16 protein-coding genes and 1 pseudogene are annotated in these 14,539 nt (G+C 67.4%); 16 read left to right on the top strand and 1 reads right to left on the bottom strand.

Annotated features, from left to right (window positions below; genetic code table 11):
• From Y705_RS17940 to Y705_RS17910, 11 genes are all read left to right on the top strand, one after another.
• Positions 1-1,126, top strand: a 1,126-nt coding sequence (locus Y705_RS17940; protein ID WP_049822375.1) for a flagellar M-ring protein FliF C-terminal domain-containing protein, incomplete at its 5' end; no start/stop codon positions are given.
• The gene (fliG, locus tag Y705_RS0106405) at positions 1,123-2,145 is read left to right on the top strand and encodes a flagellar motor switch protein FliG (RefSeq protein WP_026532252.1); all 1,023 of its coding nucleotides are present in this window, start codon (positions 1,123-1,125) and stop codon (positions 2,143-2,145) included. The genes Y705_RS17940 and fliG, both read left to right, overlap by 4 nt.
• A complete protein-coding gene (locus Y705_RS17935; protein WP_049822374.1) occupies positions 2,135-2,788 on the top strand; it encodes a FliH/SctL family protein in 654 nt (217 codons plus the stop codon). The genes fliG and Y705_RS17935 overlap by 11 nt, the downstream gene beginning before the upstream one ends.
• A complete protein-coding gene (locus Y705_RS0106395) occupies positions 2,785-4,107 on the top strand; it encodes a FliI/YscN family ATPase (protein WP_026532251.1) in 1,323 nt (440 codons plus the stop codon). Before Y705_RS17935 ends, Y705_RS0106395 begins: the two co-directional genes overlap by 4 nt.
• The gene (locus Y705_RS17930) at positions 4,107-4,541 is read left to right on the top strand and encodes a flagellar FliJ family protein (protein WP_049822373.1); all 435 of its coding nucleotides are present in this window, start codon (positions 4,107-4,109) and stop codon (positions 4,539-4,541) included. The genes Y705_RS0106395 and Y705_RS17930 overlap by 1 nt, the downstream gene beginning before the upstream one ends.
• The gene (locus tag Y705_RS17925; protein WP_081737845.1) at positions 4,538-5,296 is read left to right on the top strand and encodes a C40 family peptidase; all 759 of its coding nucleotides are present in this window, start codon (positions 4,538-4,540) and stop codon (positions 5,294-5,296) included. The genes Y705_RS17930 and Y705_RS17925 overlap by 4 nt, the downstream gene beginning before the upstream one ends.
• Positions 5,297-5,328: 32 nt before the next feature.
• The gene (locus Y705_RS0106380; RefSeq protein ID WP_216698755.1) at positions 5,329-6,726 is read left to right on the top strand and encodes a flagellar hook-length control protein FliK; all 1,398 of its coding nucleotides are present in this window, start codon (positions 5,329-5,331) and stop codon (positions 6,724-6,726) included.
• 23 nt (positions 6,727-6,749) lie between these two features.
• Positions 6,750-7,220 (top strand): flagellar hook capping FlgD N-terminal domain-containing protein, encoded by a 471-nt coding sequence (locus tag Y705_RS17920; protein WP_049822371.1) that lies wholly within the window; start codon positions 6,750-6,752, stop codon positions 7,218-7,220.
• 35 nt (positions 7,221-7,255) lie between these two features.
• On the top strand, positions 7,256-8,428 hold the full coding sequence (locus tag Y705_RS0106370; RefSeq protein WP_026532249.1) for a flagellar hook protein FlgE: 1,173 nt from the start codon (positions 7,256-7,258) through the stop codon (positions 8,426-8,428).
• Positions 8,429-8,607: 179 nt separating this feature from the next.
• Entirely contained in the window at positions 8,608-9,219 is a 612-nt protein-coding gene (locus tag Y705_RS17915; RefSeq protein ID WP_049822370.1) for a helix-turn-helix domain-containing protein, read from the top strand.
• The gene (locus tag Y705_RS17910; protein WP_049822369.1) at positions 9,216-9,785 is read left to right on the top strand and encodes a DUF6036 family nucleotidyltransferase; all 570 of its coding nucleotides are present in this window, start codon (positions 9,216-9,218) and stop codon (positions 9,783-9,785) included. The genes Y705_RS17915 and Y705_RS17910 overlap by 4 nt, the downstream gene beginning before the upstream one ends.
• A gap of 192 nt (positions 9,786-9,977) precedes the next feature.
• Here the strand turns inward: Y705_RS17910 and Y705_RS0106355 are convergent, their stop codons facing one another.
• The gene (locus Y705_RS0106355; RefSeq protein WP_026532248.1) at positions 9,978-10,829 is read right to left on the bottom strand and encodes an alpha/beta fold hydrolase; all 852 of its coding nucleotides are present in this window, start codon (positions 10,827-10,829) and stop codon (positions 9,978-9,980) included.
• Between the two features lie 205 nt (positions 10,830-11,034).
• On the opposite strand from Y705_RS0106355, the gene Y705_RS0106350 reads away from it, so the two are divergent.
• The 5 genes and pseudogenes from Y705_RS0106350 to Y705_RS22235 all read left to right on the top strand — a co-directional run.
• Positions 11,035-11,367 carry a flagellar FlbD family protein gene (locus Y705_RS0106350; protein ID WP_026532247.1) on the top strand — a complete coding sequence of 111 codons (333 nt, stop codon included), beginning with the start codon at positions 11,035-11,037 and terminating at the stop codon, positions 11,365-11,367.
• Complete coding sequence (locus Y705_RS0106345) at positions 11,367-12,209, top strand: motility protein A (RefSeq protein ID WP_026532246.1); 843 nt, start codon at positions 11,367-11,369, stop codon at positions 12,207-12,209. The genes Y705_RS0106350 and Y705_RS0106345 overlap by 1 nt, the downstream gene beginning before the upstream one ends.
• The gene (locus Y705_RS0106340) at positions 12,206-13,138 is read left to right on the top strand and encodes an OmpA/MotB family protein (protein WP_026532245.1); all 933 of its coding nucleotides are present in this window, start codon (positions 12,206-12,208) and stop codon (positions 13,136-13,138) included. Before Y705_RS0106345 ends, Y705_RS0106340 begins: the two co-directional genes overlap by 4 nt.
• Before the next feature lie 75 nt (positions 13,139-13,213).
• The gene (locus Y705_RS0106335; protein ID WP_253908518.1) at positions 13,214-14,122 is read left to right on the top strand and encodes a flagellar motor switch protein FliM; all 909 of its coding nucleotides are present in this window, start codon (positions 13,214-13,216) and stop codon (positions 14,120-14,122) included.
• Positions 14,119-14,539: pseudogene (locus tag Y705_RS22235) on the top strand (flagellar motor switch protein FliN); the annotation flags it as partial. The gene Y705_RS0106335 and the pseudogene Y705_RS22235, both read left to right, overlap by 4 nt.

The following is a 14,539-nucleotide window of genomic DNA, read 5'->3' as shown; positions in this document are numbered from 1 at the left end:
GGGCGAGCCGACGGCGTCGGTCTTCGTCGAGACCAACCCCGGCGTGACGCTGTCCACCGACCAGGTCCAGGCGATCACGCACCTCACCTCCGCCTCGATCGACCGGATGGACGCTGCGAACGTCGCTGTCATCGACGCACAGGGCCGGGTCCTCTCGGCTGTCGGCGTCGGTGCCACGGGCGGAACCGATCAGCAGGCCACCGACTACGAGCAGCGCATCCAGGCCTCGGTGCAGACCATGCTCGACCGCGTGGTGGGCCCCGGCAACGCCACCGTGGCCGTTGCTGCCGATGTCAACCACGAATCCGCCGAGCGCGTCGACGAAGTGTTCACCGCACCGGAAAACGCTCCTGCGCTCAACGAATCCATCACCACCGAGGCCTATGAGGGTGCCGGCGGAAACGGTGCGGGAATCCTCGGCCCCGACAACATCGCGGTCCCCGAAGGGGAAGAAGGCGAGGGAACCTTCAACTCCGAGTCCGCCACCCGCAACAATGCCATCAACAAGACCACCGAATCCCGGCTGATCCCGGCGGGCGCACTCAACCGGCAGACGGTCTCCGTGGCCCTGGACCAGGTGGCCTCGGCGAACATGGACCTCGCCGCACTGACCGAGCTGGTCTCGAGTGCTGCCGGCATCAACGTCGCACGCGGCGACGTCGTGACGCTCGAAGTGCTGGCCTTCAACGACGCCGGTGCTGCGGAGGCCGCGGAGGCCCTGGCCGCGGAGGCCGAGGCCGCGGAGGCGGCACAACGCGCTGAGCTGCTGCGGACGGCATCGATCGTTGCGGCGATCCTGCTCATCGCCATCGTCGCCCTGATCATCTACGCGCGCCGATCCAGCCGCCAGAAGCGCGAGCCGCTGGATCTTGGCGAACTGCAGGGAATGTCACCCGCTCTGGGCGGTCCCGCAGCCCCGGCACTGGGAGACGCCACAGGGTTCATGACCATGGTGGAGCCGGCTCCGGACACGTCGTCGATCGACCTTGCCGTTCTCCAGAGCGCGCTTCCGGCGGTCTCCGACCTCGACCGCATGCGCGCCGATATCGATGCGATGGCCGCGCAGGATCCGGCCAAAGCGGCCGAGTACCTCCGCAGCATGATGGATGACAGGCAAAGCGTATGACGCCGGGTCCTCCCCTCACCCTGACCGGAACGCAGAAGGCCGCCATGGTGCTGATGCAGATGGACCAGGAGCGCGCCTCCGACGTGCTCAAGCAGTTCAACGACGCCGAGGCCGAGGAGATCGTCGCGGAGATCGTGAAGCTGCGGCGCGTGGACGCGGCAGTCGCCGAGCAGGCACTCAACGAGTTCCATGAACTCAGCACGAGCGGACGACGCCGGACGCGCGGGGGGCACGACATCGCCATCGGCCTGCTCGAATCGTCCTTCGGCGCCGAGCGTGCCGCCGGACTCATGGGGCGGGTCGCGTCCTCAGCCGCGGGAAAATCCTTCGAATTCCTCGAAACCGTCGAGTCCGGGCAGATCCAGGCGCTGCTCGACGGCGAGCTGCCCCAGACCATCGCGCTCGTCCTCGCGCACCTGGGGCCCGAGCGTGCCTCAGCCGTGATGACCGGGCTGAACCCGCCGCTGCGCACCGACGTCGCCCAGTGCATCGCCACCATGGGATCGGCGACGCCGGAGGCGGTATCGGTGGTGGCCGAATCGATCAAGAGCCGGGCCGGCGCCGTTGCTTCGCCGCATCTGGGAGGCTCGGCCATCGGCGGCATCCAGCCCCTGGTCGACATCATCAACCGGGCCGACGTCAGTACCGAGCGTGAACTCCTCGAGAGCCTGCAGGAGCGGGATCCCGGCCTTGCCGACGAGGTGCGTGCCCGCATGCTCACCTTCGCCGACATCGTCAACCTCGAGCGCCGCGACGTGCAGCAGGTGCTGCGCGGTATCGAGGCGGCGGTACTCGCGCTCGCCATGAAGGGTGCCGCCGAGGCGGTGATCACCGTGATCCGGAGCAACGTGTCCGAGCGCAACCGCGAGCTGCTCGACGACGAGATCCGCGCCGTCGGCCCGGTCCGCGTCTCGCAGGTCGAGGAAGCGCGCGCCGCGGTGGTCCGTGCCATCCGGGACCTCGAGGCCCAGGGCACCATCACCATCCAGCGCGGGGACGAGGACGAGTATGTCGACTGACGCAACTTTCTCGAGGGCGGTCTTCCCCGTCCTGGCGGGCGGCCAGAACAGTGCCCGGGCGACGGCCACCGCCCGCGGACACGCCGCCGGTTACGCCGAGGGCCTCCGGCTCGCGGCACTGGAGCTGGGAGAGCGCAGGGAACGGCTCGACGCCGACTACGCGGCGCTCGTGCACGGGAACCAGCTCGCGACGGCGCGTCAGCTCGAGGTCCTCGCAGCTGCCGCGCGTGCACTCGACGCAAGAACTGCTCCGGCGCTGGCGGAGGCGCGGGCACTCCTCGCCGCAGGTGCCTTCGAGCTCGTCGAAGCGATCACCGGGCGCATGCTCGAGGACTCCGCTGGGTCGGCGCGTGCCGCCGTCGAGCGTGCGCTGTCCCTTTCCGACGGCGACGACGTCCGCGCCGTGCGCCTGCATCCCACCGACCTCGAGGCTCTGGGAGCCGGGTATCGTGCCCAGGCCGGGGTGGAGCTGCTCGCAGACCGAAACCTCACACCCGGTGACGCCGTCGCCGACTGCTCCGACGGCTATCTGGACGCGCGCATCAGCACGTCGCTCGGGCGGGCCCGCGCTGTGCTGCAGGTCGACGCCGGTGTGTCGGATCGACACCGGGCGGATCATTCCCTGACGGAGAGCCGCCGATGAGCACGCTGACGCGCCTGCGCCAGGAATTCGGGCTCGCTGCTGCCGCGGCACGCCCGCAGCGGCTCGGCATGGTGTCCTCGATCGTGGGACTCGGCGTGGACATCGTGGGCCTCGACTGCGCCATCGGTGACCTCGTGACGATCGGTGAGGCGCCGGGCGTCGGCGCGGAGGTCGTGGCGGCGTCGCGCACCGGCCTGCGGTGCATGCCTTTCGGCCACCTCACCGGGGTGCATGCGGGAACGCCCGTACGCGCCCACGGCTCGCCCCTGCTCGTACCTACGGGAGCGGCCCTGCTGGGGCGCGTCGTCGACGGGCTGGGACGGCCGATCGACGGGAAAGGACCCCTTACCGGGGTCACCTCCGTGCCCCTCGGCAACGCGGCACCGCCTGCGCTCCAGCGAACGCGGATCAGCGAACCGCTCCAGCTCGGCGTGCGCGTCCTCGACACGCTCACCACTGTGGGACGCGGCCAGCGCATGGGCTTGTTCGCGGGATCGGGGGTGGGCAAGTCGTCCCTCCTGTCGATGATCGCCCGCGGGACCGACGCCGGGGTATCGGTCATCGCGCTCGTGGGGGAGCGCGGCCGTGAAGTACGGGAATTCATCGAGGAGGATCTCGGTGCGGAGGGCCTCGCCCGCTCCATCGTGGTGGTCTCGACGTCGGACGAGCCCGCACTGATGAGGCTGCGGGCCGCGTTCGTGGCGACCCGGATCGCTGAGGCGTTCCGCGACGACGGCGCCGACGTCATGCTGATGATGGACTCGCTGACCCGCGTGGCGATGGCGCAGCGGGAGATCGGCCTCAGTGTCGGCGAACCACCCGCGACACGCGGCTACCCGCCGTCCACCTTCTCGCTGCTCGCGCAACTGCTCGAGCGCGCAGGTACCGGGACCCGCGGCTCCGTCACCGGCATGTACACAGTGCTGGTGGACGGCGACGACCACAACGAGCCGATCGCCGACGCCGCACGGTCCATCCTCGACGGTCACGTGGTGCTCGACCGCAAACTCGCCGTCGCCGGGCATTTTCCCTCGATCGACCCGCTGGCATCGATCTCCCGGGTGGCCTCGCGCGTCAACACGCCGGCCAACTCGGCATCGGCCTCTTTGCTGCGGAAAGTGCTCGCGGCCCGCCGGGCAGCGCAGGACCTCATCGACGTGGGCGCCTACCACCGCGGCTCCAACCCGCTGGTGGACGCCGCGATGGACAACGAGGCAGCGATCAACGCCTTTCTCCAGCAGCGCATGGACGAGCTGACGCCGTTCAGCGCCGCCTGGGACCACCTGTTCCGCATCACCTCCGGTTGGAAAGGACTCTGATGGCACAGAACTTCCCCCTTGCAGGCCTGCTGCGCCTGCGCCAGTTGAACCAGGACCAGGCGGCGGGCAAGCTCGCGACCGCCAACGCACGTCTTGCCCAGACGAGGGAGAACCGGGACCGGGCTGCCTCGGCCCTGGAGGGGACCGGGAACGACGTCGGCGATTCGATCTCGCTGTACGCCGTCGCCGCTGCGCGTGCCTCTGCGCGCAGCATGCTCTCGGACCTCGAGGCCCTCGATGCCCTGCACCGGCAGGAACAGGACTCGGCCCAGACCGAGTACCGGGAGGCCCGGGCGAAGACCGTGGGGCTGGAGAAGCTGGAGAACCGGCATGCCACGGCGGCCGAGGCCGAGGCGATCTCCGCCGAGCAGAAAGTGCTCGACGAGCTCGCTGCGGCCGGCTGGGAACGACGACGGGGAAGCGCGCAGCCATGACGATGACCGACAGCGTAGGGCGGATCCAGCAGATCCAGTCCACCCTGACCATGCTCGCGGCACCCCGTGCAGCAGCCGTTCTGGGAACGCCACCTACCGGGTCCACTGCCGGGGGTGCTGCGATGTCGACCGCTGTGGCGGGCAAAACAACTGCTTCTCCCGCAGCTCCGGCGTCCCCTGCGGGGATGTTCGCCGAGGTGCTGGCCGCGACCGGCGCCGGCCGCGCTCCCGATCCTGCCGCGCTTTTCGGTGTCCCGCCGGCCGTGGCGCCGGTGGCCGAGACCGGTACGGGCAGCACTGCTGTGTCGGGAGCCGCCGCGCAGGTGGTCGAGGCCGCCAAGAAATACCAGGGCGTGCCGTACGTCTGGGGCGGCACCGATCCGGCGTCGGGCCTTGACTGTTCGGGTTTCGTGCAGCGCGCCTACGCGGACATCGGCATCGAGCTGCCCCGTGTGACCTGGGACCAGATGAACTCCGGAATCAAGGTGGACTCCCTGGCCGAAGCGCAGCCGGGCGACCTGCTGTTCAGCCTTTCCGGAGGGCACGTGTCGATGTACCTCGGTGGTAACCAGGCGATCGACGCGCCCCAGCCCGGAAAGACAGTGGCCGTGCGGGACCTGTGGGAAACGGACGCGAACCTGACGACCATCCGGCGCGTCGTTCCCGCCGAACCGGCCGGGGCTGCAGCAAGCACTGCGCCTGAAGGGCTGGCCTCCGCAGCCCAGGCGGCCTTCGTGTCCGGGAGAAGCCTGTGACTGCCGTCCAGCAGCTACTGTCGTCGGCTTCAGTGAGCGCTTCCAGCGTTCCGAAGGACCGGCCCGGTGGCGCCGCTGTGTTCGGAAACCTGCTCGCCGGGCAGGTCACCGAGCAGGGGCACTCACTTCCGCAGGGCGGGCAGGCCGGTGCGGCTGGGCTGCCCGGTGCGGCGGGGCTGCCCGGTGCGCCCGGCGACATGCCCGCGCCCGCTGCATCACTTCCATCTACTGCATCGCTTGTGCCTGGAACCGCTTCCGCGGTGCCGCTTCCGGCTCCCGTCGCTCAATCCGATGCCGGAGTGCCCTTTCCGGCACCGGACCTGGTTGCCATGCAACCAGCTGCCGACCTCCCAGGCACCGTGGATCCGTCCTCCCCACCCGAGGGCGACGCCGTACCCGAGGGGATGCTGGAGCCGGCCATCGTCGAGCAGGCCGGAACGGCCGCCGATACGTCCCTGAAGACGCCGGCTTCCTCTCCGAGCGCGGCCGGAACTGCGCTCGTAGAACCGGGTGCCCTGCCTGCGGATGACGCCCCACCAGGCGCCGCTGCAGCCCCCGAATCGCCCGGTGAGAACCCTGCGTCTGCCGCGTCGTCGCCAGCTCCCTCCGCTGTGCAGCCCGGCATCGCGTCCACGCAAGGTGCTCCGGTTCCCTCGCCCAGATCAGTTTCCCAGGCTGCTCCGGTCATCCAATTGGTGGCTGCACCAGCCGGATCGGAGACCAGTGCCACCTCGGCAACAAAGGTGGCACTGCCAGCACCACCCGCTGGTTCCTCCGGGCCGAACGCCATGCTCAGGACGCCGACCGAGCTACCAGCCGCCACGCCTGCCGCCACGTCCGATGCGGTTTCGGCCGCGCCGGCCGCACCCGCCGACGCAACGCCGGCCACGCCGTCGGCCGCACTCGCCATGCCGCAAGCGCCGGCAGCGCCGCCAGCCAATAGTCCATCGACCGCGGCGCCCGCTCCTTCGGCGGCACCTGTTCCGGCCAACCCCGTGATGGTCCCTGCGCAGCACCCGTCGGTCCACGCGCAGCTGTCGACGCCGGTCTTCTCGCTGGCCGCCGCCGGGCAGGGCTCGCACACCATCACGGTGCGGATTGCGCCGGAGGATCTGGGACCCGTCACCGTCCGCGCGCACGTCACCCCTGACGGCATGCGGATCGAGCTGTTCTCCGCCACCGAGATGGGAAGGGAAGCAGTGCGCGCAGCCCTTCCCGACCTGCGGCGTGAGGCTACCGCCGTCGGGCTCGGCGCTTCGCTGGATCTCGGGGGAAGGACCCCCGAGGATGCAGGCGACTCCCCGGAACGGGCTCCCGCCGCATACGCGGAAACGCTCCCCGAGGACAAACCGCAACCCCTTGAACCGCACTGGAGCTCTCCCTCCACAGTGCGCCTCGACGGGTCCCGAACCCTTGACCTGCTGGCCTGAACGAGAAACGGAAATCACCTGACGTGCCCATTGACCCGATAGCCCCCACCGCCACCTCCTTCCGGCCTGCTGCTGCGCGCGAGCCGAAGCAGTCCATGGATTCCGAGGTGTTCATGTCCCTGCTGGTGAGCCAGCTCCGCAACCAGGACCCCAGCGCTCCCATGGACACCAACCAAATGATTTCGCAGACCACCCAGCTGGCCATGATGGAGAAAATCACCGAGATGACCGGCCTGAGCGAGGAGAACTTCCACCTCCAGATGCGGTCCTCGGCCGCTGCGCTATTGGGAAGTGACGTCACCTATGCAGGGCCCGACGGCGCCACGACCACCGGGCTCGCTACCGCCGTCTCCTACAGTGGCCCGGTCCCCACGGTGACGATCGGCGGAAAAGCCATTGCACTCGACCTGATCCTGGGTGTGGGAACCCAGACGGCGGCCATTTCGCCGAACTCCGAATCGGGTGGCACCGACCAGCAGACAGTCCTCATCTAACGTCTTCAGCGCACTTCCGACAGAAAGGCACCACCATGCTTCGCTCCCTGTACTCGGGAATCTCCGGCCTCCGCTCGCACCAGACCATGCTGGACGTCACTGGCAACAACATCGCCAACGTCAATACAACAGGGTTCAAGGCATCGGCCACGCAGTTCCAGGACACCCTGTCCCAGCTCACCCAGGGCGCAGGAGCTCCCCAGGAGGCCCTCGGTGGAACCAACCCCGCGCAGGTGGGGCTCGGTGTGCAAGTTGCAGGAATTATCACGAACTTCGCGCAGGGCTCCTCCCAGGCCACCGGACGCTCCACCGACATGATGATCTCGGGCGACGGATTCTTCATCACGCAGTTGGGCAACGAAACCCTGTACACGCGGGCCGGTGCCTTCAGCCCCGATGCCGAGGGTCGACTGGTCACCCCGGACGGTTCCCGGGTGCAGGGCTGGCCGGCGGTCAACGGCCAGGTCCAGGAGGGTGGAGGCCTTCAGGACCTGCAGCTTCCCCGCGGAGCAGTGTCCCCCGCTGAGGCCACCACCACGGCCCGCGTCACGGGTAACCTGCCGGCGGACGCGGCGGCCGGTGCTGTGATCGCCCAGGACAGGACGGTCTACGCCGCGGACGGTACGGCGCGGACCCTGACGCTGACCTTCACTCGCACCGGAGCCGGCTGGGACGTGGCGGGAACGGACGGTGCCGGACAGACCGGCACGAGCTCGCTGACGTTCGCCAACGGGCAGGCACAGCCGGGGGCGGCCATCACCGTGGGCGGTGTCGCCGTCGCGCTCGATACCGTGACGGGTTACGCAGCGGTCTCAAGCGTCTCCGTCTCCGAGAGCAATGGACGGGCCGCCGGCACCCTCGAATCATTCACCGTGGGAGCAAACGGAACCCTGATCGGTTCCTTCAGCAACGGCAACCGCCAGCCCCTGGGCCGGGTGGCACTCGCCGGTTTCGTCAACCCGGCCGGACTGGAAAAGGCAGGGGGCTCCTCCTATCGCGCCACTGCCAACTCGGGCGCGGCGGATGTGGGCGCCGCGGGAACCAATGGTCTCGGATCACTCGACGCCGGAACCCTCGAAATGTCCAACGTGGACCTCTCGCAGGAATTCACCAACCTGATCGTGGCCCAGCGCGGCTTCCAGGCCAATGCGCGCATCATCACGACGTCGGACGAGGTCCTGCAGGAACTCTCCAACCTCAAGCGCTAGATCCTCGAAGAACTTGCTGTCTACTGCACGACCCCGGGCGGCTCTCGCCCGGGGTCACCATCGGAACACGGCTGTCGCTTGTGCCCCCGCCCGAGCCTGCAGAGCAATGCCTGCGGCAGGGGAGGCACTTTCGAAGGTAACCGAGCGGTATCACAATGTGCATACTCAGGAGGGAACGCATGGACACCATCGACACTGCATCCGACGCTGGCCGCCAGGTCAAGGAGCTGCGGACGCGCCGCGGCCTCACACAGGGACAACTCGCTGCCGAGGCGGGGGTGTCCCGCAAGTTCGTTGCTGAATTCGAAGCCGGCCATGACCGCGCCGAGTTAGGCAAAGCGCTGCAGCTCATGCAGGCCGCCGGGTGCTCCCTCCGATCCACACCCGAACCGGAACCTGTACCGTCACCGCTGCAGGCTCTCATCGATGAAGCAGCACGCACGATCCGTCGCGAGCTGGGCAAGGGAGATCCGGAGTTCGCCCTCCGCATCCTCGGTAACACCGTCACGGCCATCGTCAGCTGCGAGCACCCGGGACGGCTTCGCAAGCCCCCAAACCTGAAGGAAGCCAAGTGGGACAAGCTCCTTGCCGCAGCGATCGGATATGCGCTGCGCCTGGCGGGGGTTACTCGGCCCGCGTGGACGAACACGGCTCCATTGGCCACTGAATGGTTTCCCTACGACTTCAGAACCACTACTGGTGCGTACCTCGCCCTCACCAAGCGTGAAACCCCGCCAGAACTTGCCCGGGTTGGTATCTTTCTGCGGGCAAGATCATTGACTAGCGCGTGACTGACCGTCATGAATTCGACCTGTTCGCCGTCAGGGGTCTCTTGGCAGAGCTGGGCCGAAGGCCCGCCGCAGAAGGTGTTCTGGGCGAGCTTCGACTGGTGGGGGGTGCGGCTGTGATGTTCTCGGGCTCCCGCAGGCGCACCACGGCCGACATCGACGCTTCCTACGCTCCCAAATCGGAGGTAGACAGGGTGGCGGCGAAGATGGCAGAAGACATGTCACTGCCCCATGAGTGGTTGAACGACAACGCGAAGGCATTCATCCCGGACGGCGCCCGTTGGGTTGAAGTCGAGTTGGGGGAGGGGCTAGATGCCAGTATCGCGAGCGACGTCACGCTTTTGGCGATGAAAGTCGCAGCCGAAAGGGACCGGGACATTCCGGATATTGGTTACCTGGCCAAGAAGCTGGGCCTGGACCAGCCAGAAGACGTGGTGGATGTGGCCTTTGCCCAGTACTGCGAACTGTCAATCCCGCTGTCAGGTGACCGTGAGAACTACATCACTGTTGCTCAAGAAGCCTTGGCGGCCATTGAAGACAAGGGTGACGGCGGCTACCCCGGGCACTGAGTCAACGGGTATTCCGAGGGCGCCTGTTCCATTTACCGCGGCACCGATATTCGGTCGGCGTGCAGGACGAAGGCCAGTTTCGATGTCGCCCGCAAACCACCCAGCGAGGCAGCAAACCTTCCGGGCACCCTGATCCCGGGCGGGTTGCATCCAGCAAGTTGGATACATCCCGCCCGACCGGGCGCAGGTGCGCTACTGGGCGAGGAATTCCAGCAGGTGCCTGTTCCATTCCTCCTTGTGCGTCACTGTCAGGCCGTGCGGTGCGTCCTTGACCACGACGGTCTGGCTGCGGGCCACCGCGTTGGCGGTGCGCTTACCGCTGACCTCGAAGGGAACGATCGTGTCGGAATCCCCGTGGATCACGAGCGTGGGCACCGTGATTTTCGCCAGATCGGAACGGAAATCGGTCGTCGCGAACGCCGCCGTCGAATCCAGCGTTCCCTTGGGAGAGGCTGCTTCGGCGATGTCCAGGTTGTATGCGATCTGCTCGTCGCTGACGTTCGGCTTGTTCAACAGGGAAGGCTTCCCGGCCGTGAAGAACATGGTGAGGAATTCCTTCAGGAACGCCGGACGGTCACTGGTGAGCCCGTTCCCGAACCAGTCCGCCAGCTTCTGGTCGACCCCTCCCTCGGGGTTGTCCTCGGACTTCCAGAGGTAGGGGGTGATTGCGCTGGCGAAGACGAGCTTCGAGATCCGGTCGCTTCCATAGGTCCCGACGTACCGGGCCAGTTCCCCGCCGCCCATGGAGAAACCGACGAGTGTGACCTCCCTCAGATCGAGTTCGTCGAGCAATGCTTTCAGGTCAGCTGCGAAGGTGTCGTAGTCGTATCCGGACCATGGTTGGGAGGACTTCCCGAATCCCCGGCGATCGTAGGTGATGACCCGGTATCCGGCCTCGACCAGGTCAGGAACCTGGCCTTCCCAGGAACGGCCGCTGAGGGGCCAGCCGTGGATCAGGACTACGGGCTTGCCTGCCCCGAAATCCTCGTAGTAAAGCTCAACGGCTTGACCGTTGGTCGACGTATCGGCGCTGATGAAAGGCATGGTGCTCCTTTGATGAACGAGGGGACCGCGAAGGCCCACCCTCCCGGCGGATGTATACCTACGCTATTCGAAGTCAGAGGGCCGACAGATGGTCGGCAGCGGATTCCCCTGTGCACAGGGTTTTGAGGAACTTACGGTCGAGAGGTGCCTGCCGACAGTAGGGAAAGAAGCGCCGCCCAGGGCTTCCCAACCCCAGGACGTGCGCATGATTGTGGTGACCCGGCTCAATGACAGCCGATTCGCGGTGAACCCTGACCTCATTGAGCGCATCCACTCCAACCCGGACACCACGCTCGTGATGGTCGACGGCGCCAAGTACATCGTCACCGAGCCCCTGGACGAGGTCATCTCGATGATCGCCTCCTACCGCGCGCACGTCATCCGGCTTGCCCGGGATCTTCCTGAGACGCCCCAGCACCACCCGCAGCTGGGCCTGGTCCCGAACTTCGACGACGTCCCGGACCCCGACGGCGGCTCCGGCACCCCTGGCGGTTCCGGTGACGCCCACCCCGTCCCGCTGCGACCAAGGAACCCATAATGGATCCCGCGACACTTATAGGAATCTTCGTTGCGTTCGGTGCGCTGTACGCGATGATCAAGCTCGAGGGCGCCCATGTCGAGGCGATCCTGCTGCCCGCTCCCATGGTGCTGGTCTTCGGGGCGACCATCGCCATCGGGATCGCCGGCGGCACGCTCAAGGACTTCATCATCGCCGTCAAGGCGCTGCCCCGGGCTTTCCTCGGCAAGACCACCCCTCCACAGCAGATCATCGACAGCGTGGTGGTCCTTGCGGAAAAGGCCCGCAGCAAGGGACTCCTGTCGCTCGAGGAAGATGCCGGGGACGTCAAGGATCCGTTCCTCCGCGGAGCCCTGCAGAATATTGCCGACGGCACCGACGGGGAAGAGCTGCGCGTCATGCTCGAGGACGAAATCGAGACGACGGCGCAGACGCATCGCACGGCATCGAAATTCTTCGCGAGCCTCGGCGGCTATGCGCCCACCGTCGGGATCATCGGCACCGTGGTGTCACTGACGCACGTCCTCGAGAACCTGTCGAGTCCGGACACCCTCGGCCCCATGATCGCGACCGCCTTCGTCGCAACGCTGTGGGGACTGCTGTCCGCGAACTTCCTGTGGCTGCCGATCGGCACGCGGCTCAAAAGGCTCGGTGACCTCGAGACCGACCGCATGACCCTCCTCATGGAGGGTGTCCTCGCGGTCCAGGCCGGCAGCCAGCCACGGCTGCTGGGGGAACGGCTCCGTGCCATGGTGCCGGCTCATGCCCAGGGAAAGACAGGCCAGGGTAAGGCCGCCCCGGGTGAGGCGGCTAAGAGCAAGGCGGCCAAGGGCAAGGCCGATCAGGGCAAGGCCGCGGCGTGACCAAGCGTTCCCGGAGCAGGCGCGGCTCCGGCGACCACGGCGAGGAGCATCCGGACGAGCGCTGGATGGCTTCCTACATGGATATGGTCACCGTGCTGATGTGCATGTTCATTGTGCTGTACGCGATGTCCACGGTGGACCAGAAGAAATTCGAGCAGCTCCGTACCTCACTCGCCACGGGGTTCGGAGCGGTGGAGACGGCCACAGTGGATACTGCAGAGGGCACGGTGGTGCCCGCCGACATGGCAAACGCCGAGGGTGAGTCCTTCGCCGGAGGCGCCGAGCTGATCGGACCCGAGCCGCCCGCTCCGGGTGAAGTCCCGCCCCCGGCCGACCTTCCCGACCCGGGTGCCACAGACGACCAGCAGCCGCCGCCTGCCGAGATCGAGGCCGCGGATGCCGCCGACCTTGCCGCCGCCCAGGCTGAAGTGGACAACCTCCGGGCGCTGCAGGAACAGATCGATGCCGGCCTGCGGGAGAGGAACCTTGCCGAGGCAGTCCGTTACGTGATCGATGAACGCGGCCTCACCATCCGGCTCGTCAGTTCCGAGACCTTCTTCCTGCCCGACCGCGCCGAGCTGACCGACCAGACGCGGCTGGTGCTCGATACCGTGGGCCCGGTACTGGTCCCGATCCCCAATGAAGTAGGGGTGGAGGGACATACGGCCAAGCTGCCGGAATCCTTCGAATACCCGCTCGACTGGGAGCTTTCCTCCCAGCGGTCGGTCAACGTGCTGCGTCACCTCGTCGAGCGCGGCGGGGTTCCTGCCCCGCGTATCTCCGCCGTCGGTTTCGGTGAATCACGGCCCCTGGCCACCGGGACCACGGAGCCCGAGCTGGAGTTGAACCGCCGCGTCGACATCGTGGTGCACTCGGACCAGCCGGAGGAAGTCCGCGAACTGATCCCCGGGATCGCCGCGGGCGGTTAGCCTCCGGAATGGTGCTGAGGGATTGCCCTGCACCGGCTCCTTACTTCTGTTACCAGTGTGCCGATAGTTGCAGTTGTGACGGTCCAGGAACAACTTGCTATTGGCGTGCCCGCAGGGCTGCCCAAAACGGCTGATATCTATGATTTCGGTCGGCCGACCACTCTTGCCCGCGAACATTCGCGTGTGCTCGAGGTCGCCTTCGAGACGCTCGCGCGCCAGTGGGGCACCCAGCTGACCGCCAAGGTCCGCGTGATCTCCCAGGTCACCAGCGAGCAGGTGCTCATGCAGACCTACAACGAATACGCGGCGTCCCTCCCGCACACCACAGCGATGGTGCTCTGCTCGATTGCTGATTCCAGGAACAAGGCCGTCATCCAGTTCCCCGCGTCAGCCGGTCTGTTCTGGGTGGATTCGATGCTCGGCGGCCATGGAACGGGGACCCTGACCGAGCGGAAGTTCACGCAGATCGAGCAGGGGCTCATCCGCCGGCTCATGGAGGACGCGCTCGAGGGGCTCCACTACTCCCTGGGCCCGGTCCTGACGCGCCAGCTCGCCATCGATTCGATCCAGTACAACTCCCAGTTCGCCCAGGCCGCAGGGCCGAGCGAGCTCATGATCGTCGCGACGTTCGAGATCCGGGTGGGCGAGCGGACCTGCCCCGCGACCGTCGCCATGCCGGCGCAGCTCCTGCTGGCCCAGCTGGGTGAAGCCAACCCCACGTCGCCGGGCGAGAACTCCCGCGAACTCATGGAGCAGCAGGTAATGAACGTTCCCCTGGATCTCGCGCTGCAGCTGGCGCCCCTGAAGGTGCTGCCGTCGCGGATCCTGGATCTCGCCGTCGGGGATGTCCTGAAGCTGCCACACCCCCAGCACCGTCCGCTCGAGCTCGCCGTCAATGGGCAGCGGCTCGGCCATGCCGCCATGGGGTCCAACGGATCCCGCCTGGCCTGCGTAGTCGTCACCACCGAGGAGAACCCAGCATGAACACCGCCACCGTTACCGCCGTCAGTACCGCCGCCACCGCGCTCGCCGCCAAACTCCCACTCCCGGGCACGGTCACCCCGATGCCCTGCGCCGGTTCGGAGGTCCCGGCGGAACGCGCGGCCCAGGCCGTTGCCGTGTCCTTCGTCGGTACGTCGTCGGCCGATCTCGCCGTCGTGCTCGTGGACACCCACCCACTGGCCGCCGCGGCCGGAACCGATTCTCCGCTGGTCTCAGCCGCCGATGTCCTGATGCCCGCCCTCGAGGCCTCGGCGGAGTCCCTCGGCGACGGCGTTCTCGGGGATCCTTCCGTGCAGGATGCACTCCCCCTCTTCCGCGACGGCGAGAGCTCGGTATTTCGGCTGGTCGACGCTTCGGGTACGGTCGGCTGGTTCGCCGTTCGGTTGCGGGGCTCGTCGA

This window comes from Arthrobacter sp. H41, from assembly GCF_000520535.1.
Classification (GTDB): Bacteria; Actinomycetota; Actinomycetes; order Actinomycetales; family Micrococcaceae; genus Arthrobacter_D.
The sequence above is the reverse complement of the archived record's forward strand: the minus strand, read 5'-3'. Positions and strand labels throughout refer to the sequence as shown.

Excerpts from the sequence above, each read along its gene's own strand:
- Y705_RS0106345 (WP_026532246.1), top strand. The coding sequence starts at position 11,367 with ATGGATCCCGCGACACTTATAGGAATCTTCGTTGCGTTCGGTGCGCTG.
- Y705_RS0106355 (WP_026532248.1), bottom strand. The coding sequence starts at position 10,829 with ATGCCTTTCATCAGCGCCGATACGTCGACCAACGGTCAAGCCGTTGAG.
- Y705_RS17915 (WP_049822370.1), top strand. The coding sequence starts at position 8,608 with ATGGACACCATCGACACTGCATCCGACGCTGGCCGCCAGGTCAAGGAG.
- Y705_RS0106350 (WP_026532247.1), top strand. The coding sequence starts at position 11,035 with ATGATTGTGGTGACCCGGCTCAATGACAGCCGATTCGCGGTGAACCCT.
- Y705_RS17925 (WP_081737845.1), top strand. The coding sequence starts at position 4,538 with ATGACGATGACCGACAGCGTAGGGCGGATCCAGCAGATCCAGTCCACC.
- Y705_RS0106395 (WP_026532251.1), top strand. The coding sequence starts at position 2,785 with ATGAGCACGCTGACGCGCCTGCGCCAGGAATTCGGGCTCGCTGCTGCC.
- Y705_RS17930 (WP_049822373.1), top strand. The coding sequence starts at position 4,107 with ATGGCACAGAACTTCCCCCTTGCAGGCCTGCTGCGCCTGCGCCAGTTG.
- fliG (WP_026532252.1), top strand. The coding sequence starts at position 1,123 with ATGACGCCGGGTCCTCCCCTCACCCTGACCGGAACGCAGAAGGCCGCC.
- Y705_RS17935 (WP_049822374.1), top strand. The coding sequence starts at position 2,135 with ATGTCGACTGACGCAACTTTCTCGAGGGCGGTCTTCCCCGTCCTGGCG.
- Y705_RS0106370 (WP_026532249.1), top strand. The coding sequence starts at position 7,256 with ATGCTTCGCTCCCTGTACTCGGGAATCTCCGGCCTCCGCTCGCACCAG.